The organism is Micromonospora humida (assembly GCF_016901255.1).
In the GTDB taxonomy this organism is placed as follows: domain Bacteria; phylum Actinomycetota; class Actinomycetes; order Mycobacteriales; family Micromonosporaceae; genus Micromonospora; species Micromonospora wenchangensis.
On the sequence record NZ_JAFEUC010000001.1, the window covers coordinates 40411 to 59678 of the forward strand.

The following is a 19268-nucleotide window of genomic DNA, read 5'->3' on the forward strand; positions in this document are numbered from 1 at the left end:
CTCTACGCTCACGGGGTGCTGCACGACGGACCGGCCCCGGAACTGTTGACCAAGCGGAGTCTCGTCACGGTCTCCCACGCCATCGAGCGGTCGGCGCTGGCCACCGCCGAGGACGGCCCGCTGGTGGTGATCGCCCTGTTCCAGCGGATGCCGTACTTCCTGCGGGAGCGGGAACGCTACGCCCGGATCGCGGCCGGCGCGACGGTCACCGTGGTCGGGTCGGTCGGGCAGACTCCGTCGGAGCTGCCCGCCGGGGTGTACCCGGTGACGCTCGACGACACCGAGGAACTGGCCCGCGAGTGGAGCGTGGTGGCGCTGACCCCCCGGTTCGGGGCGAGCCTGGTGGCCCGGGACCGCCGGGAGGCGGTGCCGGCCGACACCCTGGAACAGGGGCGGCTCTTCGCCGGCCGCTGGGGCTTCCGCCGCGACGAGGCGCTGCACGAGGTGATCCGGCTGCGCACCCAGCTCGGCGACCGGCTCCCCCCGGTCGCGCTGACCGCGATCGACCAGGTGCTGCACCGGGTCCGGGACCTACCGGCGACCCCCGGGGAGAGCCGGGCCGAGGCGGCGTTGCGGCTGATGGCCGACCGGGCCGAGCGCGCCCACCGTGGCGGGCCGGGCCGGCACGCCGAGCCGGTGGACGGCCCGCCGGGGCTGGTGGACGAGCCGGCACTGCGCCACTGGACCGGGATGGACGGGGTGACCGCCGCCGGCACCCTGCCGGTGGCCCTGATCGGGGTGCGCGTCGGTGAGCCGGCCGGCGCCCCGGAACGGTTCGGGCGACGCAGCGCCGCCCGCGAGGCGCAGGCCGTGATCGCCGCGCTGACCGCCCCGCTGCGCCCGGTCGACCGGGCCGTCCGCCTCACCGCCGACGAGTACCTGCTGGTACTGCCGGCGTTGACCCGCGACGAGGCGTTGGCGGTGGCCGGTCAGGTGCACGACTGCGTGGCCGGGCTGGCCCGGTCGTACCCGTTCGTGTCCTTCGCGGTGCACACGGCAGTCACCGTGACCGACCGGCGGCCGTTGCCGGTGGCCGAGGTGCGCCACGCCGTCGGGTGGGCGGCCCGGGAGGGTGTCCCGGTGGCGACGGTGGCCCGGGAGACCGTCGCCAGCGCCGCCCACTGAGGACGGGAGGACGACGACGTGCGGGTGGTCTCGTTGGTGCCGTCGCTGACCGAGGCGGTGGCGGTGACCGTGCCGGAGCTGCTGGTCGGCGCGACCGACTGGTGTGTGCACCCGGCGGGGTTGGACGTGGCCCGGGTCGGCGGCAGCAAGTACCCCGACCTGGACCGGGTCCGGGCGCTGCGGCCGGACCTGGTGCTGCTCAACGTGGAGGAGAACCGCCGCGCCGACGCGGACGCGCTCACCGCGGCCGGGGTTCCGGTGCTGGTCACCTACCCCCGGACCGTGCCGCAGGCCCTCGACGACCTGGCCGGGGTGCTCGCCGCGCTGGGGGTGACCGGGGAGCCGGGCTGGCTGCTCGACGCCCGCCGGGCCTGGGCCGCCCCCACCGGCACGGGCCCCGTACGGCGGGCCGTGGTGCCGGTGTGGCGGCGGCCGTGGGTGGTGCTCGGCGGGGACACCTTCGCCGGGGACGTGCTGTGCCGGCTCGGCGTGGTCAACGTGTACGACGACGACCCGGACCGTTATCCGCGTCCCGACCTCGACGCGCTGCGGGCCCGCCGCCCCGATCTGGTGGTCCTCCCCGACGAGCCGTACGCGTTCACCGCCGACGACGGGCCGGACGCCTTCCCCGGCGTCCCCTGCGCGCTGGTCTCCGGCCGCCACCTCACCTGGTACGGCCCGTCGCTGGCCGAGGCGCCGGCCCTGCTCGCCGCCCAACTGGCCACCCCGGTCTGACCGTCCCCGGGCGGGCCCCGGCGTCGGCGGTCAGGCCACCGGGGTGATCCCCCGCTCGGTCAGACCGGCGTCGTCCACGTCGTACCCGATGGTGCTGGTGACCTGGACCACGCCGCTGACCTGGCCGGCGAGTTTCTCCGCCAGCTCGGCGGCGGTCCGCCGGTCCAGCCGGCCGTCCAACCGCACCGCGCCGTCGCTGACCTGCACGGTGACCAGCCCGTCCCGCACGGCGAGCACCCGGCGCAGCACCTCCTGCACCACGTCCTCACGGATCTCGGCGTCGGTGCGCAGGTGCACCCGCAGCAGGTCGCTGCGGGTGACGATGCCGACCAGCCGGCCCAGGTCGTCCAGGACGGGCAGCCGCTTGACCTCCTCCCGGTCCATCAGCCGGGCCGCCGCCGGCAGCGACGCACCCGGGAAGGTGGTGACGGCCGGGGCCGTCATCAGCTCCTTCGCCAGCAGCGCCCCGGCCTTCTCCCGGGACACCCGACGCCGCCGCCCGGTGAAGACCCGACGTTCCTCCTGCGCCCCGGAGTGCTCCACCTTGTGCAGCAGGTCCGCCTCGGACACCACCCCCAGCACCCGACGGAAGTCGTCCACCACCGGCACCGCGCTGATGCCCCGACGGATCAGCATGTCGACGATCACCCGGTACGGGGTCTCCTGCCCCACCGTGGCGACCTCCCGGGTCATCACGTCGTCCACCTGCCACGTCCTCATCACGACCTCCTCGCCCGGTTCTCCCGTCCGACGCTAGGACCGCGCCGACCGGCCGGGACAGGGGCGGGTGGACCGGTAGACCCGAGGCCGAAGGTCCCGTCCGGACGCCCGTACCAGGGGACTTAGGTCCCGTCCCGGCACGGACCGGTCGGCCCTGCCGGGACCGCGCCGACCGGCGTGGAATGTAACTGCCACCGGGAAGTGCGGTGCCAGGCAGAGAAGGGACGTGGAGACCATGACCGCGACGATCGAGCGGAACACCACCGCCAGGAACATCGCACCGGTGGCCGGAACCGAGACCACCCGCCAGCGGGCCGCCCGGTACGTCTGGGCCGGAACCCGGCTGGCCCTCGGCTGGATCTTCCTCTGGGCCTTCCTGGACAAGCTGTTCGGCCTCGGCCACGAGACCCCGGCGAAGAACGCCTGGATCAACGGCGGCAGCCCGACCAAGGGTTTCCTCGCCTTCGGCGCGAAGGGTCCGTTCCAGGGGATCTACCAGGACATCGCCGGAGCGGCCTGGGCCGACTGGCTGTTCATGATCGGCCTGGCCGGCATCGGGGTGGCCCTGCTGCTCGGCATCGGGATGCGGATCGCTGCCGTCGCCGGTGGCCTGCTCATGGTGCTGATGTGGACCGCCGTCCTGCCTCCCGAGAACAACCCCTTCATGGACGACCACCTGATCTACGCCGCAGTGCTCGCCGGCCTCGCCTTGGTCGGCGCGGGGAACACCCTCGGCCTCGGTCGGGTCTGGGCCACCCTCCCGCTGGTCCGCCGGTTCGGCTGGCTCAGGTGACAGGTCCCACCCGCCCGGGTGGTCGACCGACCGGCAGGGGCGCCACCGCCACGGTGGCGCCCCTGCCGCGTCCGCGTCCGGCCTGCGGGCGGGATACGTGTACGGCGGCTACGGCCGGGCCGGGTCCCGCGACGCGCGGGGCCCGGTCGGTGGGGCCCGCGGCAGCCGACGCGCTCGCGATCGGGCAGGATCGACACCGTCCGGACGATCGGGTGACGACAGAGGAGAACAGCAGATGAACACGCCCCAGGCAGGCAAGCCGGAGATCGGCCCGATCGAGGGTGCGGCCCCGGCCGACCTGGTGATCGAGGACATCACCGTCGGGGAGGGCCCGGAGGCGCGTCCCGGCCAGCTCGCCAACGTGCACTACGTGGGGGTGTCCCACTCCACCGGCCGCGAGTTCGACGCGTCCTGGAACCGGGGCGAGGCGTTCGAGTTCCCGCTCGGCGGCGGTCAGGTCATCGCCGGCTGGGACCAGGGCGTGGTGGGGATGAAGGTCGGCGGTCGCCGTCGGCTCACCATCCCGCCGCACCTGGGCTACGGCAGCCGGGGCGCGGGCGGCGTGATCAAGCCGAACGAGACCCTGGTCTTCGTCGTCGACCTGCTCGGCGTGCGCTGACGCCGGTCGGGGTCGCCGGCACCGCCCGGCGGCCCCACCCGCCGGACTCCGTGGCGCGGCCCGGTCGCCGGGCCCCACGGCGCACGGCCCGGCCGCCGGACCCCGGTGCTGCCCCGGTCGCCGGGCTCTGCGGTGCCGCCCCGGCGGTCGCCGGGGCATATGTGGTCAGGCGCAGGCGGCCAGCGGGCGGGGCAGGGCCCCGACCGGGGCGTCGCCGTGCCGGACGGCGATGACGCGGTGCAGGCCGCCGACCCGCAGCACCCGGGCGACCACCGGATCGGGGTCGACCACCACCAGCTCGCCGCCCCGGGCCCGGACCCTGAGGTGGGCGGCGACCAGCGCCCGCACCCCGGCGGCGGAGAGCACCTGGACCCCGGACAGGTCGAGCCGGAGCAGCGGGCGGGCCGGTGCGGCCCAGAGGGCGGCCCGGAACGCGCCCACGGTGGCGATGTCGATCTCACCGACCGCGCGCACCTCGACCACGTCGTCGGCCACCCGCAGCCGCACGTGGAACCGCTCCTCTGCCTGCGTCATGCCCCGAATCTAGCCCCCACCTCTGACGTTTCCGCCCTGCCCAGGGCGGGTTTCGGGGTAGTCCCAGGGTCGCCCCGGAGCCGACCCCGAGTCCTTCTCAGGGTGGAGCCGGCCGGGCCCGACCGGCCGCGTGGCGGCCGAGCGGGCCCGGGTGGTTCCCGGCGGGTCGTCGTGGGTCAGCCGCCGCTGGCCGACGGCCCGGGGGCCGGCGACGAGCCACCGGCGACCGCCCCCGGGTGCGGCGCGCTCGTGGCGGGCGCCGGCTTCAACCCCGGCGGTACGGGCAGCGCGCTGCCCCGGGCGAACTCGGCCCAGCTCGTGTTCCAGGCGGTCCAGCCGTTGCCGGGCCGCAGCGGCACCTCGGTGCCCTTCACGGTCACCAGGTCACCGACCTGGGTGATGCCCATCAGCCAGTCGGCGGCGGCCGAGGAGACGTTGGCGCAGCCGTGCGAGACGTTGGTGTAGCCCTGGTCCCCCTCCGACCAGGGGGCGGCGTGGATGAACTCGCCACCCCAGGTGAGGCGCTGGGCGTCCTCGACGTCGACCACGTAGCCGCCGTCGGGCTCGCCCCGGGTGTCGAAGCGGGTCTGCTGGTGCTTCTCCATGATGACCATCTTGCCGCTGGAACTCGGGGTGCTCGGCTTGCCGAGGCTGACCGGGATCCGGCGGACCAGCCTGCCGTCCTGGAAGACCGACATCTGCTTGGTGGCATTGTCGATGTCCAGCGCGACCTGCCGGCCGATCCTCGAGGTGGACCGCCGGTCGGCGTCACCGACGTACTCCTTGCCGATGGGCAGCCCCTCCAGTGCGGAGCGGACGCTGATCGTGGTCCCGGTGCGCCAGAAGTCGGGGGCCCGGTAGTAGACCTGACTGCCGTCCTCCAGCCACGACCAGGTGCCCGGCTGGGGCGGATCGGTCTTCACGAACAATCGTCGCTGCACGGCCGCCCTGGCCTCTTTCGGAATGGCCGGTTCGAACGCGACAGTCACCGGCATCGCGGTGCCGTACGTCTGGTTTCCGGCGAAATAGAGCACGCTGGTCAGCGCCTGCCGGTTCGTATTCGTCGGGGCCGTGGTGAACGTGGTGCGCCCGACGGTGGTCCGGCCCGCGTCGCCGGTCGCGGTGACCTCGGCGGTGTAGGTCCGGCCGCTGCCCAGCGGGGCCGCCGGCACCCAGCTCGACCCGTCCTCCCGCGGCTCCCCGGCCACCGCCCTGCCCTTGTCGTCGGTGAGCTTGACGCTGGTCACCCGGCCGTTGCTCACGGTCGCGCCGACCTCCGCGCTGACCGGGACGTCCTTCGCCCGGTCGGCGGGGGTCACCGTCACCGTGGGGGCCGCCGCCGCGCCGGGTGCCGCCCCGGCCGCCGGCTTCCGCTCGGCGGTGCACCCGCCGAGGACCAACGGTGTGGCCGCGATGGTCACCGCCATTAGCGTCAATCGCCGCCTCACGTCCATATTCCATCCCCCGTTTCCAGTCCCCTTGGCCACATTCTGTACGGCGTTTCTCGGGGCGGGTCGGGCTTTCCGGGGAACCGGGCGGGCGGGGCCGGGCTTATCGACCCCGGCGGGCGGCAGGCGGCCACGGTGCCGCCGATGTCCGGGATCGGCCGTGCCGGGACGCCCCGGGCGGTCAGTCCCAGTCCTGGTCACCGTGGTTACGGTGCCACCGCCCACCGACCGGCGGGGTGTCCAGCCGCAGGGCCGCCACCGCGTTGCCGGCCAGGTCGTTGTCCTCGACCCGGCAGCCGACGCAACTGCCCCGGGCAGTGATCCACATGCCGTGGGTCTGGGTGCGCTCGTCGTGGTTGTCCCAGATCCGGTTGCCGCGCACCGTCGCCGAGTCGAACGCCGCGTTGATCGCGATGCCGGCCCGGGTCGGCGGCGCGGCCGGCAGCTCGTACGCGGTGCCCGGCAGCGGGGTGTCCCCGCTCCACCCGCTGTAGGCGTCGGGACGTACCGGGGCGAGGTGCAGTTCGGTGGCGGTGTTGGTGGCGACCACGGCGACCCGCCGGCCGACCCGCAGCACCTTGCCCCGGTGGCTGTCCTGCGCCCAGGTCGCCGAGCGGTCGACCAGGGACCGCTCGGTGTACCGGACCGACTCGCCGCCGCCGTGGGACGCCCCGGCGCACCGCCGGCCGTTGTTGCGGATCCGGTTGTCGAGCAGCATCGCGTCGGTCATCGGGCGGTCCACCCGGATCGCGTCCAGGCCGTTGCCCCAGAACTCGTTGCTCTCCACCACCACGTCCTGCGCCGGATGCGGGAAGCCGCGGCCCAGGTCGTGCTGGTGGTAGCCGTAACCGCCGTTGCCGCTGATCCGGTTGCCCCGCACCGTGTACGGGCCCGGGGTGTTGCCCATGCTGATCCCGTCGCCCGCGTTGCCGTCGATGACGCAGTCGGTGAGCAGCCCACCCCGGCCGGCGACGCCCGAGGTGCCGTTGCCCGACACGTCGTAGCCGGCCTCCAGGTTGCCGGTCATCGTGCAGCCGGTGACGATCAGCCCGTCGGCGCCCCAGTCCGAGATGCCGAACCGGTTGCCCTGGCTGTGGCAGCCGACGATCCGGTAGCCGCGCGGCGGCGTCCAGTAGTCCTTCTGGAGTTCCAGGAAGATGCCGTTGGTGCCGTTGGCCAGGGCGGTGCAGTTGGCGATGGTGAGCCGTTCCATGTCGCCCCAGCCACCGATACCGATGCCGATGCCCGCGCCGCCCATCTGCTCGCCGTTGTCCAGCCGGCCGCAGCCGACCACCACCACCCCGTCGACCAGGGTGTCCTGGAGGAAGTCGCAGCCCAGGCCGCTGGCCGCCGTGTGGTGGATGTAGAGGTTGCGGAACACCCCGCGCACGACGTACTGCAACCCGAGGCCCTTGGCCAGGTAGTTGTACTCGGCCATGGCCACCCCGGAGCCGTCGATCTCGAAGTCGGCGAAGGTGCAGTCGGCGATGTGCCGGTCCCGGTCCGCGCCGTGCTGCAGCACCGTCCAGAACGCCAACGGCGTCGGGTCGCTGCGGTTGCCCTCGTTGCTGAGCAGGAACCGGGTGGCGGCCGGGCCGGCGCCGATCAGCGACACCCCGCTGCGCCACACCGTGCCGGCGTCGCGGATGGAGTAGATGCCCGGCGGGCACCAGATCACCCGGGCCCGACCGTCGGCCGCGTAGCCGTCACCGAGCCGGTCCACCAGGGCCGCCAGCGCGGGTTGGTCGTTGGTCACCCCGTCGCCGGTCAACCCGTAGTCGTGGGCGTTGCACCACAGCGGCGCCCCGGCGACGGGGGGACGGCGGTCCCGCACGGCGACGGGCAGACCCTGGTACGGCACGGGTGGCTCCTCTCGGCGGTGCGTCCACGACCGACACGGCAGGGCCGCGACCGGGCGTACGCAGTGCGGTGCGCGCCCACCGGAGGTACGGCGCGTCCGTGACCCGCGCCGGATTCCCGGCCCGCCGACCGGAAAACACCCGCCGACCGGTCGTCCCGCCCGAACCGGACGAACACCCGCCAGCGCGACGGAGCCGGCCACCCCGCCCAGGGTGACCGGCTCCGGGCGTACCGCTCAGACGTTCGCCACCAGCAGCGCCGGCTGTTCGACGCAGTCGGCGACGTGCCGCAGGAACCCGCCGGCCACCCCGCCGTCGCAGACCCGATGGTCGAAGGTGAGGCTGAGCTGGGTCACCTTGCGGACCGCCAACTGCCCGTCGACCACCCACGGCTTGTCCACGATCCGCCCCACCCCGAGCAGCGCCGCCTCCGGGTGGTTGATGATCGGGGTGGAACCGTCCACCCCGAACACGCCGTAGTTGTTGAGGGTGAACGTGCCGCCGGTGAGCCGGGCCGGCGGCAGGGTGCCGGCGCGGGCGTCGGCGGTGGTCTGCGCGAGGGCGGCGGCCAACTCCCTGGTGGTCAGCCGCTGGGCGTCGCGCAGCACCGGCACGAGCAGACCCCGGTCGGTCTGCGCGGCGATGCCCAGGTGCACCCCGGCCGACTGGACGATGCGCTGCCCCGCCGTGTCGACGTGCGCGTTGAGCTGCGGGAACCGGCGCAGGCCGCTGAGGCAGATCCGGGCCAGCAGGGCCAGCACGCTGACCGGCGCGTCCGGGGTGGCCGCGTTGATCGCCGCCCGGGTGGCCAGCAACGCGGTGGCGTCCGCGTCCACCCAGATGGTGACCTCGGGGATCTCCCGACGGCTGCGGGAGAGCTTGTCGGCGATCACCCGGCGGATGCCGGTCAGCGGGATGACCACGTCGGACGCGTCGGCGGGGACCGGCCCGACGTGCGCCGCCGGGGCCGGGTCCGCGACGGGCCGGCCCGGTTCGTCGGTGTGCCGCCGCGGCGCGGTGGTCAGGGCGGCCTCCACGTCGCCGCGGCGGATCACGCCGCCGGGGCCGGTGCCCCGCAGCCCGGCCAGGTCGACCCCGTGCTCGCGGGCGAGCCGGCGCACGATCGGCGAGATGACCAGGGGGGCCGTCCCGCCGGCCGGCGCGGTGCCGCCGCCGGCCGGCGGGACGACGCCGTCGGTGGACACCCCGGTGGCCGGGGCGTCCGTCCCCGCGCCGGCCGGGACCCTCGGCGCGGACGACGGGCCGACGGTGCCGACGGGGACGGACCCGACGGCCGGCTCCGCGACGGGCGCGGCGGCCGGCTCGGGGGCCACGGTCAGCCGGGGGCGTCGCCGCCGCCGGGTGCCGCCGTGGCCGGTGCCGTACCCGATCAGGACGTTGCCGGAGCCGGCCCGCTCCTCCTCGCGGTAGGTGGCGTGCCCGGCGGGTTCGTCGCCGCCGTCGGCCGGCGCGACGGTGATCAGCGGCTGGCCGACCGGGCGCGTCTCACCGGCCGCGCCGTGCAGGGCGACCACCCGCCCGGCGTACGGGCAGGGCACGTCGACCACGGCCTTGGCGGTCTCCACCTCCACCACGCTCTGGTCCACGGTGACCACGTCACCGACGGCGACCTTCCACTCGACGATCTCGGCCTCGCTCAGCCCCTCACCGAGGTCGGGCAGGAGGAACACCCGGGTGCCGGTGGCGGTGCGGGCGCTCACGCCGCGCTCCCCTGCACCAGCCAGCGCGGGTCGGGCCGGTCGTCCCACTGGAGGCGGGCCACGGTGTCGAGGACGCGGTCCACCCCGGGCAGGTGGGTGTGCTCCAGCATCGGCGCCGGGTAGGGGATGTCCAGCCCGGCGACCCGCAGCACCGGGGCGTGCAGGGCGTGGAAGCAGCGCTCCTGCACCCGGGCGGCGATCTCCGCGCCGACCCCGGCGAAGCCCTGCGCCTCGGTGATCACCACGCACCTGCCGGTACGGCGGACCGAGGCGGTGACGGTGGCGTCGTCGAACGGCACGATGGTGCGTACGTCGACGACCTCCAGGTCCCAGCCGTCCTCCCGGGCGGCCTCGGCGGCCTCCAGCGCCACCGGCACCGCCGGGCCGTACGCGACCAGGGTGGCGTCGGTGCCGGGCCGGCGCACCACGGCCCGGCCGAACGGGGCGGTCCGGGCGGGCAGTTCAGCCTCGCCGCTGGCGAAGTAGAGCTTCTTCGGCTCCAGGAACACCACCGGGTCCGGGTCGGCGATCGCCTCCCGCAGCAGCGAGTACGCGTCCTCGACCGTCGCCGGGGTGACCACCTTCAGTCCGGGGGTGTGCGCGTAGTACGCCTCCGACGAGTCGCAGTGGTGCTCGACCCCGCCGATGCCGCCCGCGTACGGCACCCGGATGACCATCGGCACGCTCAGCGCGCCCCGGGTGCGGTTGCGCAGCTTCGCCACGTGCGAGGCGATCTGCTCGAACGCCGGGTAGGCGAACGCGTCGAACTGCATCTCGACCACCGGCCGCAGCCCGGACATGGCCAGGCCGACGGCGAACCCGACGATGCCGGCCTCGGCGAGCGGGGTGTCGAAGCAGCGCTTGTCACCGAACCGGGCCTGCAACCCGTCGGTGATCCGGAAGACCCCGCCGAGCTGTCCCACGTCCTCGCCGAAGACGAGCACCCGCTCGTCGTCGAGCATCGCGTCGGCGAGCGCGGCGTTGAGCGCCTTCGCCATGGTCATGGTGGCCATCAGGCGTCCCCCTCCGCGTCGGCGGCCAGCTCGGCCCGGACCATCTCCCGCTGCTCGACCAGTTGCGGGGTCGGCTCGGCGTAGACGTGCTCGAACAGGCTCAGCGGGTCGACGGTCGGCTGGGCGTGCATCCGCTCCCGCAGGTCGGCGGCGTACGCCTCGGCCTCGGCGGCGATCTGCGCGACCGCCGCGTCGTCCAGCTCGCCCCGGCTGCGCAGGTACGCCTCCAGCCGGGCCACCGGGTCGCGGTCCCGCCACGCCTCGACCTCGTCGGGGTCCCGGTAGCGGGTGGCGTCGTCGGCGTTGGTGTGCGCCTCCATCCGGTAGGTGTGTGCCTCCACCAGGTACGGCCCGTGCCCGGCGCGGGCGTGCGCCACCGCCCGGGTGAGCACCGCCAGGACGGCCACCGGGTCGTTGCCGTCGACCTGCTCGCTGGGCACCCCGTAGCCGACGCCCTTGTAGGCCAGGCTCGGCGCGGCCGTCTGCCGGGACAGCGGCACGCTGATCGCGTACTTGTTGTTCTGCACGAAGTAGACGACCGGGGCCTTGAACACGGCGGCGAAGTTGAGCCCCTCGTGGAAGTCGCCCTCGCTGGTCGCGCCGTCGCCGATGAAGGCCAGCGCGACGGTGTCCCGCCCCTGGTAGGACTCGCCGTAGGCCAGCCCGGCGGCGTGCACGCACTGGGTCGCCAGCGGGGTGCACTGCGGCGCGGTGCGGACCACCGTCGGGTCGTACCCGCAGTGCCAGTCGCCGCGCAGCAGGGTGAGCACCTCGACCGGGTCGATGCCCCGGGCGGTCAGCGCCATCGACTCCCGGTAGGTGGGGAACACCCAGTCGTCGTCGCGCAGCGCGAGCACCGCGCCGACCTGGCACGCCTCCTGGCCGCGCGAGGACGGGTAGACGGCGAGCCGGCCCTGCTTGGTCAGGGCGGTGGACTGCGCGTCGAAGCGGCGGCCGACGACCATCCGCCGGTACATCTCGCGCAGCGTCTCGACCGGCGGTTCGGGCAGGTCGGCGCGGGGTGGCAGCGGCGTGCCGTCGGGGGCGAGCAGCCGGACCGGCTCGGTCTGCGGGAGCAGGCCGGCGGTGGGGTCGGGGGCGACCGGGGTGGCCGGTCGACGGGTACGCGGGGATGCCCTGCGGACCGCCTGGGGTGTGGTCGTCACGGCGGGGACCTCCTGGACGTGTGGTGGCCCTATGCTCCAGCCGTTGGATGATTGACTCAACATTCCCGGTGAACGCGGGACGATTGGCCTACCGAGGAGTATCTGATGAGCCAGCAGACCACCCCGCCACCGGGCCCACCGGGCACAACGGGACGTTCGGTCACGCCGCTGGACGAGGTGGACCGACGGGTCCTCGACGAGCTGACCCGGGACGGCCGGCTGTCCATGCGCACCCTCGCCGAACGGGTGCACGTGTCGCGCACCAACGCGTACGCCCGGGTGGAGCGGCTGCTGCGCGACGGGGTGATCACCGGGTTCCGGGCCCGGGTGGCGCCGGAGCCGGCCGGGCTGGGCACCTCGGCGTACATCTCGTTGACCATCCAACAGAACACCTGGCGGGAGGTGTCGGCGGAGCTGGCCCGGGTGCGCTACATCGAGCACGTGGCGCTGCTCAGCGGCGAACACGACGTGCTGGCGCTGGTCCGCGCGCCGGACAACGCCACCCTGCGGGACGTGGTGCTCAGCCGGGTGCAGGGCATCGCCGGGGTGCTGTCCACCCGCACCTGGCTGGTCTTCGACGAGTTCGACGGGGCCGGCAGCCCGTGGGCCTGAGTGACGGCCCGGCGCGGTTGGTCAGCGTTCGGGTGGGGCGGCCAGGCCGGCGCGGTCGGCCAGCGCCAGCAGCGGCTCCAGGGAGTAGCGGTCGCCGTCCAGGCCGGCGTGCGGGTCGCCGCGCTCGGCGAACCGGGCCGGCATGCTCAGCACGTCGAAGTCCTCCGGGCGGGCGTCGTCCAGCTCCGCCCATTCCAGCGGGGCCGACACCAGCGCCGCCGGGGTGGGCCGGATCGAGTACGCCGACGTCACCGTGTGGTCGCGGGCCATCTGGTTGTAGTCGATGAAGACCGGCCGGTCGCGCTGCTCCCGCCACCAGGTGGTGGTGACCAGGTCGGGCAGCCGACGCCCCAGCTCGTGGCCCAGGGCGAGCACCGCGCGCCGGCACTCCCCGAAGCTCCACCGGGGCTCGATGGACAGGTAGACGTGCAGGCCACGCCCGCCGGTGGTCTTGGGGTAGCCGACCATGCCCAGCTCGGCGAGGAAGGCCCGGACCTCGTGCGCCACCGGCACCACCTGCTCGAAGCCGACCCCCGGCATCGGGTCCAGGTCGATCCGGAGCTGGTCGGGGCGCTCCACGTCGGCCGCCGTCACCGGCCACGGATGGAACCGCAGGGTGCCGAGGTTGGCCGCCCAGATCACCACCGCCAGCTCGCCCGGCGCGACCTCGTCGGCGGTACGGCCACTGGGGAACGTGAGGTGTGCGGTGCGCACCCAGTCGGGAGCGCCGGCCGGGAGCCGCTTCTGGTAGAAGGCGTCACCCCGGTTGTCCTGCCGGGTGCCGATCTTCGCTCCGGCGAACACGCCGCGCGGCCAGCGCTCCAGCATCGTCGGGCGGTCCCGCAGGGCGCGCAGGATGCCGTCGCCGACGGCGAGGAAGTAGCCGACCACGTCCCGCTTGGTCAGCCCGCGCTCCGGAAAGTAGGGCTTGTCGGGGCTGGAGACGCGGACCAGCCGCTCCCCCACCTGGATCTCCTCGGCCGCCGTCGCCACGCTCACACGGTAACGGCCACCCCCGACACCCGGAGCCGTTCAGCGCTCGTCGTCCTCCGCGCCACGCGGTTGGTTCGGTCGGTACTTTCTGATCCACGCGTCGACCGCCGCCCGGTCCCAGACGCGGACCTTGCCGCTGGCCACCGTGTCGATAGGTGCCGGGAAGGTCGGACGGTTGGTGATCTCGGTGGCCCTGGTGCGCGACACGCCACCGAGCATGTCCGCGATGTCGGAGAGGGCCACGAGTCTCACGATGCGACCGTACGACCTGTCCCGCGCTCCTGCGGAGGGCTACGCCTCGGGTTGCCCGACGTAGGTGCCGCGCTGCGGCACGGTGTAGACCAGCCCACGCTCGCGAAGCTCCGCGACCGCACGCCGGGCGGTCCCCCGGGCCACCCCGAACTCCTGCACGATCGCCGCTTCGCTCGGAATCGGTCGATGCGCCGCGAGGTCACCGTTGCTGATCCGACCAGCCAGGATGTTCGCCACCTGGCGGTAGACCGGCACGGGGCCGTCTGGATCGATCATGGCAAGAAACTAATCGAGCCAAGACGAGGTAGGTTCTTTAGCTACGTTCCTAGACGTTCATGCTTGTACACCACTACCGTAAGTGGCAGCTCGTGACGATCAGTCATCTGGGCTGCCGGTAGCGGTCCGGGTACCTGAGCGGGGATCGGTGCCCGGATCTGCCCGTACCCGGGAGGGGTCCCCCATGCCGATGGACGACGGACCGGTCACGCCCGCCCTGGTCATCTGGACCGCGCAGCGGGTGGTGGCACAGCACCACGAGACGCCGGACAGGCCACCACCCCCGCGCCGGTGCTTCCAGTGCCGCGAGGGCGGATGCCACATGTTGACCTGGGCGCGCGACGTGCTCCGGGCTCACCGGCGACCGCCGCCGCTCCCCCACTAGGCTCGCCGCCATGGCGATCTATCTCGACGTTCACCCGGAGAACCCGCAGCCCCGGACGATCAGCCGGGTGGTCGACCTGCTGCGCGGCGACGGCCTGGTCGCCTACCCGACCGACTCGTGCTTCGCGCTCGGCTGCCAACTCGGCAACCGGGACGGTCTCGACCGGATCCGGGAGATCCGACACCTGGACAGCAAGCACCACTTCACCCTGGTGTGCCGGGACTTCGCCCAGCTCGGCCAGTTCGTGCACATCAACAACGCGGTGTTCCGGTCGCTGAAGGCGGCCACCCCGGGCAGCTACACCTTCATCCTGCCCGCCACCAAGGAGGTGCCGCGCCGGCTGCTGCATCCCAGGAAGAAGACCGTCGGGGTACGCATCCCCGACCACCCGGTCGCGCAGGCGCTGCTGGCGGCGCTGGGCGAGCCGTTGGTGTCCAGCACCCTGCTGCTGCCCGGGGAGACCGAACCGATGACCCAGGGCTGGGAGATCAAGGAACGGCTCGACCACGCGATCGACGCGGTGATCGACTCCGGCGAGTGCGGCACCCTGCCCACCACCGTGATCGACTTCTCCACCGACGAGCCGGAGATCGTCCGCTACGGCGCGGGCGACCCGGCCCGCTTCGAGTAGTCCCGTCCGGTCAGGGCGTACCGGGGCCCGTCGGCGGAAGCGGCAGCGGCTCCACGACCGGGTCGACGTCACGGGCGGAGTGGACGGGTGCCGGCCGGGCCGGGCCCGTCGCCCGGCTGTGCCGGCGACCCGCGCCCGGGGGCCCGGAGTGCCGGGACACCTCGCAGGTGACCAGGTGGATCGGGGCCGGTGGCACGGCGAACCGCCCCGGACCCCAGCGCACCCAGAGGGCGACCCGGCCGGCGGCCGCCTCCGCCGCGAGCTTCTCCCAGGTGCGCCGCCGGTCGGTGTGGTCGACCTCGATCACCACGGGCGGCCCGTCGCGACGGGCACACGCGACGTCCAGCACCGAGTGGCGGTCGGTCATCGGCGGGGGCAGCGGGAGCACGCTCGCCGCCCGACGGTAGGACCGCCAGCCCTGCTCGGCGGCCCAGGCCAGCACGGCGTCGATGATCCGTGCGGTCACCTCGTCGGCGCCCAGGTCGACGAATTCGAGCCGGTCCAGCCATGCGGTGAGCGATGCCGCCAACCGTTCGCCGTCCGCCCCACCGTCCACGCGGGCAGGGTACCCATCCCCCGGCGACGGTCCGTCCCCGGACCGACGGTCACCCCACATGATCGGCTCCAGGTCGCCGAAGTAGCGGTATCCACCGGCCCGTATACCGCAACTTCGGCGACGTCGCTGGGCACCCAACCCCACGGGGCCGACCCGCCAGGGGGCGGGGTTACCGGGGGTGGGGTGGGGGTAGGCATGGGGACATGGCGGAACTGGGGGCGCTGTGGATCGTCCGACACGGGGAGAGCACCGCGAACGTCGCCGCGTCGACGGCCGAGGCGGCCGGCGCCGAACTGATCGACCTGACCCACCGCGACGCCGACGTGCCACTGTCGGACACCGGTGAGGAGCAGGCGCGGGCGACCGCCCGATGGCTGGCCGGTCTGCCGGACGGGCAGCGTCCCGACGTGGCGGTCGTCTCACCGTACCTGCGGGCGGTGCGGACGGCGGAACTGGCGCTGGCCGGCACCGGGATCCCGGCCAGCGTCGACGAGCGGTTGCGCGACCGGGAACTGGGCATCCTCGACGGGCTGACCGGGCACGGGGTGGCCCGCCGGTTCCCCGACGAGGCGGCCCGGCGGCACCGGCTCGGCAAGTTCTACTACCGGCCGCCGGGCGGCGAATCCTGGACCGACGTGGCGTTGCGGCTGCGTACCCTCCTCGGTGACCTGCGCCGCGACCACCAGGGGCGGCGGGTGCTGCTGTTCGGGCACGACGCCCTGGTGTTCCTGCTGCGCTACCTGGTGGAGGGGCTTTCCGAGGCGGAGCTGATGGGGTTGACCCGGGAGCACGTGATCGCCAACTGCTCGGTGACCGGCTGGTCGGCCGACGCCACCGGCCGGCTCGTGCCGCAGACCTTCAACGACGTCGCCCACCTGCACGCGCACGGTGCACCACCCACCACGGAGGACGAGATCCATGCCGAACCGGTCTGACACCCGGGTCATCACCCCGGGACTGCTGCGCGACTGGGCACTGCCGGTGCCGACCGGCGGCAAGGACAACCGGGGCACCGTCCTGGTCGTCGGCGGTTCCCGGTTCACCCCGGGCGCGGTGCTGCTGGCCGGGGTGGCCGCGCTGCGCGCCGGTGCCGGGGTGCTGCAACTGGCCGCCGCCGAGTCCACCGCCGCCGCGTTGAGCATCCAGGTGCCCGAGGCGATGGTGGTCGGCCTGCCGGAGACCGCCGACGGCGCGGTCGCCGGGGACCCGGGCGACCGGCTCGGAGAGCTGGTCGAGCAGGCCGACGTGGTCACCGTCGGGCCGGGCCTCAACGACATCGACCAGACCCGCGCCCTGCTGCGCCTGGTGCTGTCGGCGGCCGGGCCGCACACCGCACTGGTCTTCGACGCGTACGCGCTGGGCGCGCTCAGCCACGAACCGGACCTGCTGGTCGGCGCGGACCGGAAGGCGGTGCTGACCCCGAACCTCACCGAGGCCCGGCACCTGCTCGGCCGCGACCCCGGCGACGACCTGGACGCCGAGTCCCGCGAACTGGCCCGCCGGTACGAGGCGGTGGTCTCCCTGTACGGCCACATCGCCACCCCCGACGGCCAGTGCTGGCGGGAGGAGAGCGGCGACGCCGGGCTGGGCACCTCGGGCAGCGGTGACGTGCGGGCGGGGCTGCTCGCCGGGCTGCTCTCCCGGGGCGCGGAACCCGCCCAGGCGGCCTGCTGGGCGGCGTGGGTGCACGCGGTGAGCGGGCAGCGGCTGGTGCCCCGGTTCGGCCGGATCGGGTTCCTGGCCCGGGAACTGCTCGACGAGATCCCGCACACCATCGCCACCGTCTGAGCGTGCCGGACGTTCGCCGGGCGCGATCCGTTTGCGTATTTCGTCCCGGGGTACCGGGATTGTCGTCAGCCGATCAAGGAGGTCTGCCGGTGTCCACCGACGCCATCGTCCTGCTCAAAGAGGACCACAAGGAGATGCGCCGTCTCTTCCGCGAGTTCGAGAAGGCGCAGGAGGGGCCGGTCAGCCGCCGCCGCACGCTGGTCGACGAGATCGTGGCCGCCCTCACCACCCACACCTACCTCGAGAACGAGGTGATGTACCCGGAGGTCCGCAAGCTCCTGCCGGACCTGGAGGACGACATCCTGGAGTCGTACGAGGAGCACCACGTCGCCGACGTGCTCTGCGCCGAACTGTCCGCGATGGACGCCTCCGACGACCACTTCGTCGCCAAGACCACGGTGCTGATCGAGAACGTCGAGCACCACATCGAGGAGGAGGAGCAGGAGTGGTTCCCGAAGGTGCGGGAGGCGCTCGGCCGCAACCCGCTCCAGGAGATCGGTGAGCGGATGATCGCGCTGCGCCCGGACGCGCCCCGCTCCCCCAGCGACCCGAAGGCGATCAAGAGCGCCCGGCACGCCACCACCGCCTGACCCGCCCGTTCGACCCGCACCGCGTCCGAGGGGCCCGACCGTCCGGTCGGGCCCTCGCCGCGCGCGAGGATTGCTACGGTTGCGCCCCGCGTGAGGCAGGTCAGCGCGGCCCGGACGACGTCGCGGCGGCGACCGGGTGTCGGGCGGCGGCGAGCTCGGGCCCGTGGCGGACCGCCCAGTCGGCGAGGTCGGACAACGGGCCGAGCAGGCTCTGCCCGAGCGGGGTGAGCCGGTACTCGACGCTGGGCGGGACGGTGGGATGGACCTCGCGCAGGACCAGGCCGGCCCCCTCCAGACCGCGCAGGGTGCGGGTCAGCATGCGTTGGCTGATCCCGCCGATGGCCCGGTGCAGCTCGTTGAAGCGGTACGGCTGACGGCCCAACAGGACCAGCACCAGCATCGACCACTTGTCACTGAGCAGCCGCAGCAGCCCGGTGACCGGACAGCCGTCGTACTCGTCGGCCGGGACGGGCGTCGGCAGGACCGCCGCCACCAGGGAACGAACATCCGTGTTCGGTACGGACATGACACTGCCTTCTTCCGCTGTCGCCGGCCTCCGCCGAGGATTGTGCCGGTCGTGGTCCACGGTCGACGTCCGGTGCCGAACGGGGGCCACCGGGCGGGAAAAGGGGTGGCATGCGGGTCATCGTCATCAGCGGCGGCACCGACGGCATGGGCCGGGCGACGCTGGAAGCCCGGATCCGCCGTGGCGACGAGGTCGTCGCCATCGGCAGCAACCCGGCGAAGGGGCGGGCCGTGCGGGCGCTCTCCGGCCGGGTGCACTTCCTCCGGGCGGATCTGCGCTCGGTGGCGCAGACCCGCCGGGTCATCGACACCATCAGGGGTCGGTGGCCGAGGGTGGACGCCCTGGCCCTGTTCGCCAACCGGCAGTCGCCCCGACGGGTGGTCACCGACGAGGGCCTGGAGCAGACCTTCGCGCTGTACTACCTGAGCCGCTACCTGCTCAGCCACGGTCTGCGCGACCAGCTCGACGCCGCCGAGCGGCCGGTCATCGTCAACGTGGCGGGCGTCGGCACCACCAGGGGGTCGATCCACTGGGACGACCTCCAGCTCACCCGGAAGTACGGCATGGTCGACGCACAGTTACAGGCCGGCCGGGCGAACGACCTGCTCGGGGTGGACTTCGCGCAGCGGTCCGGCTCCCGGGCGCGGTACGTGCTCTACCACCCCGGCTTCACCCGCAGTGGCGACCTGTCCACCATGCCGCCGGTGGTCCGTGGGGTGATCCGGGCGGCGTCGGTCGTCGCCAGGCCGGTCGAGAAGTCGATCCGCCCCGTCGTGGAATGGATCGACGATCCACCGGCGGACGCCCTGACCGCCAGCGACCGGGGCAGACCCGTCCCGCTGTCGGCCACGACGCTCGACCCGGCCGCCGCCCGCCGCCTCGGCACGGTAACCGACGCGCTGCTCACCCGCCTGCACGCCGGCTGA

General features: G+C 73.9%; 22 protein-coding genes. 10 read left to right on the forward strand and 12 right to left on the reverse strand.

Annotated features, from left to right (window positions below; genetic code table 11):
* The first annotated feature begins 15 nt into the window (after positions 1-15).
* Both JQX11_RS32860 and JQX11_RS00175 read left to right on the forward strand, forming a co-directional pair.
* On the forward strand, positions 16-1125 hold the full coding sequence (locus JQX11_RS32860; protein ID WP_307825993.1) for a DICT sensory domain-containing protein: 1110 nt from the start codon (positions 16-18) through the stop codon (positions 1123-1125).
* Positions 1126-1143: 18 nt separating this feature from the next.
* Positions 1144-1860, forward strand: coding sequence for a helical backbone metal receptor (locus tag JQX11_RS00175; RefSeq protein ID WP_204922887.1), 717 nt, complete (start codon positions 1144-1146; stop codon positions 1858-1860).
* Between the two features lie 30 nt (positions 1861-1890).
* On the opposite strand, the gene JQX11_RS00180 is transcribed toward JQX11_RS00175, so the two are convergent.
* Positions 1891-2580 carry a CBS domain-containing protein gene (locus JQX11_RS00180; protein WP_204922888.1) on the reverse strand — a complete coding sequence of 230 codons (690 nt, stop codon included), beginning with the start codon at positions 2578-2580 and terminating at the stop codon, positions 1891-1893.
* A gap of 226 nt (positions 2581-2806) precedes the next feature.
* Between JQX11_RS00180 and JQX11_RS00185 the strand changes: the two genes are divergently transcribed.
* Entirely contained in the window at positions 2807-3373 is a 567-nt protein-coding gene (locus JQX11_RS00185) for a DoxX family protein (protein WP_204922889.1), read from the forward strand.
* 235 nt (positions 3374-3608) lie between these two features.
* A complete protein-coding gene (locus JQX11_RS00190; RefSeq protein WP_088646491.1) occupies positions 3609-3992 on the forward strand; it encodes an FKBP-type peptidyl-prolyl cis-trans isomerase in 384 nt (127 codons plus the stop codon).
* A gap of 165 nt (positions 3993-4157) precedes the next feature.
* Here JQX11_RS00190 and JQX11_RS00195 read toward each other — a convergent pair whose 3' ends face one another.
* The 6 genes from JQX11_RS00195 to pdhA all read right to left on the reverse strand — a co-directional run bounded on the left by JQX11_RS00195 (position 4158) and on the right by pdhA (position 11766).
* Positions 4158-4526 (reverse strand): STAS domain-containing protein, encoded by a 369-nt coding sequence (locus JQX11_RS00195; RefSeq protein WP_204922890.1) that lies wholly within the window; start codon positions 4524-4526, stop codon positions 4158-4160.
* Between the two features lie 176 nt (positions 4527-4702).
* On the reverse strand, positions 4703-5980 hold the full coding sequence (locus JQX11_RS00200) for a L,D-transpeptidase (protein ID WP_204922891.1): 1278 nt from the start codon (positions 5978-5980) through the stop codon (positions 4703-4705).
* Between the two features lie 175 nt (positions 5981-6155).
* Complete coding sequence (locus JQX11_RS00205; RefSeq protein WP_204922892.1) at positions 6156-7835, reverse strand: right-handed parallel beta-helix repeat-containing protein; 1680 nt, start codon at positions 7833-7835, stop codon at positions 6156-6158.
* Between the two features lie 234 nt (positions 7836-8069).
* Positions 8070-9554, reverse strand: coding sequence for a dihydrolipoamide acetyltransferase family protein (locus JQX11_RS00210; protein ID WP_204922893.1), 1485 nt, complete (start codon positions 9552-9554; stop codon positions 8070-8072).
* Positions 9551-10567, reverse strand: a complete 1017-nt coding sequence (locus JQX11_RS00215) for an alpha-ketoacid dehydrogenase subunit beta (protein ID WP_204922894.1) — start codon at positions 10565-10567, stop codon at positions 9551-9553. Before JQX11_RS00215 ends, JQX11_RS00210 begins: the two co-directional genes overlap by 4 nt.
* Positions 10567-11766, reverse strand: a complete 1200-nt coding sequence (gene pdhA / locus JQX11_RS00220) for a pyruvate dehydrogenase (acetyl-transferring) E1 component subunit alpha (protein ID WP_204923539.1) — start codon at positions 11764-11766, stop codon at positions 10567-10569. Before pdhA ends, JQX11_RS00215 begins: the two co-directional genes overlap by 1 nt.
* 72 nt (positions 11767-11838) lie before the next feature.
* Between pdhA and JQX11_RS00225 the strand changes: the two genes are divergently transcribed.
* Entirely contained in the window at positions 11839-12345 is a 507-nt protein-coding gene (locus JQX11_RS00225; protein WP_204922895.1) for an Lrp/AsnC family transcriptional regulator, read from the forward strand.
* A gap of 21 nt (positions 12346-12366) precedes the next feature.
* Here JQX11_RS00225 and JQX11_RS00230 read toward each other — a convergent pair whose 3' ends face one another.
* The 3 genes from JQX11_RS00230 to JQX11_RS00240 are packed head-to-tail and all read right to left on the reverse strand — an operon-like array spanning position 12367 to position 13866.
* Entirely contained in the window at positions 12367-13338 is a 972-nt protein-coding gene (locus tag JQX11_RS00230) for a DNA polymerase domain-containing protein (RefSeq protein WP_204922896.1), read from the reverse strand.
* 39 nt (positions 13339-13377) lie between these two features.
* Positions 13378-13590, reverse strand: a complete 213-nt coding sequence (locus tag JQX11_RS00235) for a helix-turn-helix transcriptional regulator (protein ID WP_204922897.1) — start codon at positions 13588-13590, stop codon at positions 13378-13380.
* 39 nt (positions 13591-13629) lie between these two features.
* Entirely contained in the window at positions 13630-13866 is a 237-nt protein-coding gene (locus JQX11_RS00240) for a GntR family transcriptional regulator (protein WP_204922898.1), read from the reverse strand.
* A gap of 395 nt (positions 13867-14261) precedes the next feature.
* Between JQX11_RS00240 and JQX11_RS00245 the strand changes: the two genes are divergently transcribed.
* On the forward strand, positions 14262-14882 hold the full coding sequence (locus tag JQX11_RS00245) for an L-threonylcarbamoyladenylate synthase (protein ID WP_204922899.1): 621 nt from the start codon (positions 14262-14264) through the stop codon (positions 14880-14882).
* A gap of 10 nt (positions 14883-14892) precedes the next feature.
* On the opposite strand, the gene JQX11_RS00250 is transcribed toward JQX11_RS00245, so the two are convergent.
* Complete coding sequence (locus JQX11_RS00250) at positions 14893-15438, reverse strand: hypothetical protein (protein ID WP_204922900.1); 546 nt, start codon at positions 15436-15438, stop codon at positions 14893-14895.
* Between the two features lie 203 nt (positions 15439-15641).
* Here JQX11_RS00250 and JQX11_RS00255 point away from each other — a divergent pair, with 203 nt between their 5' ends.
* The 3 genes from JQX11_RS00255 (at position 15642) to JQX11_RS00265 (ending at position 17816) form a co-directional block, all read left to right on the forward strand.
* A complete protein-coding gene (locus JQX11_RS00255) occupies positions 15642-16373 on the forward strand; it encodes a histidine phosphatase family protein (RefSeq protein ID WP_204922901.1) in 732 nt (243 codons plus the stop codon).
* A complete protein-coding gene (locus tag JQX11_RS00260) occupies positions 16357-17226 on the forward strand; it encodes an NAD(P)H-hydrate dehydratase (protein WP_204922902.1) in 870 nt (289 codons plus the stop codon). Before JQX11_RS00255 ends, JQX11_RS00260 begins: the two co-directional genes overlap by 17 nt.
* An 89-nt stretch (positions 17227-17315) precedes the next feature.
* The gene (locus tag JQX11_RS00265) at positions 17316-17816 is read left to right on the forward strand and encodes a hemerythrin domain-containing protein (protein WP_204922903.1); all 501 of its coding nucleotides are present in this window, start codon (positions 17316-17318) and stop codon (positions 17814-17816) included.
* Between the two features lie 100 nt (positions 17817-17916).
* Here the strand turns inward: JQX11_RS00265 and JQX11_RS00270 are convergent, their stop codons facing one another.
* Entirely contained in the window at positions 17917-18342 is a 426-nt protein-coding gene (locus JQX11_RS00270; protein WP_204922904.1) for a winged helix-turn-helix transcriptional regulator, read from the reverse strand.
* A 110-nt stretch (positions 18343-18452) separates the two neighbouring features.
* Here JQX11_RS00270 and JQX11_RS00275 point away from each other — a divergent pair, with 110 nt between their 5' ends.
* A complete protein-coding gene (locus tag JQX11_RS00275; RefSeq protein ID WP_204922905.1) occupies positions 18453-19268 on the forward strand; it encodes an SDR family NAD(P)-dependent oxidoreductase in 816 nt (271 codons plus the stop codon).

Excerpts from the sequence above, each read along its gene's own strand:
- JQX11_RS00260 (WP_204922902.1), top strand. The coding sequence starts at position 16,357 with ATGCCGAACCGGTCTGACACCCGGGTCATCACCCCGGGACTGCTGCGC.
- JQX11_RS00225 (WP_204922895.1), top strand. The coding sequence starts at position 11,839 with ATGAGCCAGCAGACCACCCCGCCACCGGGCCCACCGGGCACAACGGGA.
- JQX11_RS00245 (WP_204922899.1), top strand. The coding sequence starts at position 14,262 with ATGGCGATCTATCTCGACGTTCACCCGGAGAACCCGCAGCCCCGGACG.
- JQX11_RS00240 (WP_204922898.1), bottom strand. The coding sequence starts at position 13,866 with ATGATCGATCCAGACGGCCCCGTGCCGGTCTACCGCCAGGTGGCGAAC.
- JQX11_RS00200 (WP_204922891.1), bottom strand. The coding sequence starts at position 5,980 with ATGGACGTGAGGCGGCGATTGACGCTAATGGCGGTGACCATCGCGGCC.
- JQX11_RS00180 (WP_204922888.1), bottom strand. The coding sequence starts at position 2,580 with ATGAGGACGTGGCAGGTGGACGACGTGATGACCCGGGAGGTCGCCACG.
- JQX11_RS00275 (WP_204922905.1), top strand. The coding sequence starts at position 18,453 with ATGCGGGTCATCGTCATCAGCGGCGGCACCGACGGCATGGGCCGGGCG.
- JQX11_RS00270 (WP_204922904.1), bottom strand. The coding sequence starts at position 18,342 with ATGTCCGTACCGAACACGGATGTTCGTTCCCTGGTGGCGGCGGTCCTG.
- JQX11_RS00215 (WP_204922894.1), bottom strand. The coding sequence starts at position 10,567 with ATGGCCACCATGACCATGGCGAAGGCGCTCAACGCCGCGCTCGCCGAC.
- JQX11_RS00195 (WP_204922890.1), bottom strand. The coding sequence starts at position 4,526 with ATGACGCAGGCAGAGGAGCGGTTCCACGTGCGGCTGCGGGTGGCCGAC.
- JQX11_RS00255 (WP_204922901.1), top strand. The coding sequence starts at position 15,642 with ATGGCGGAACTGGGGGCGCTGTGGATCGTCCGACACGGGGAGAGCACC.
- JQX11_RS00190 (WP_088646491.1), top strand. The coding sequence starts at position 3,609 with ATGAACACGCCCCAGGCAGGCAAGCCGGAGATCGGCCCGATCGAGGGT.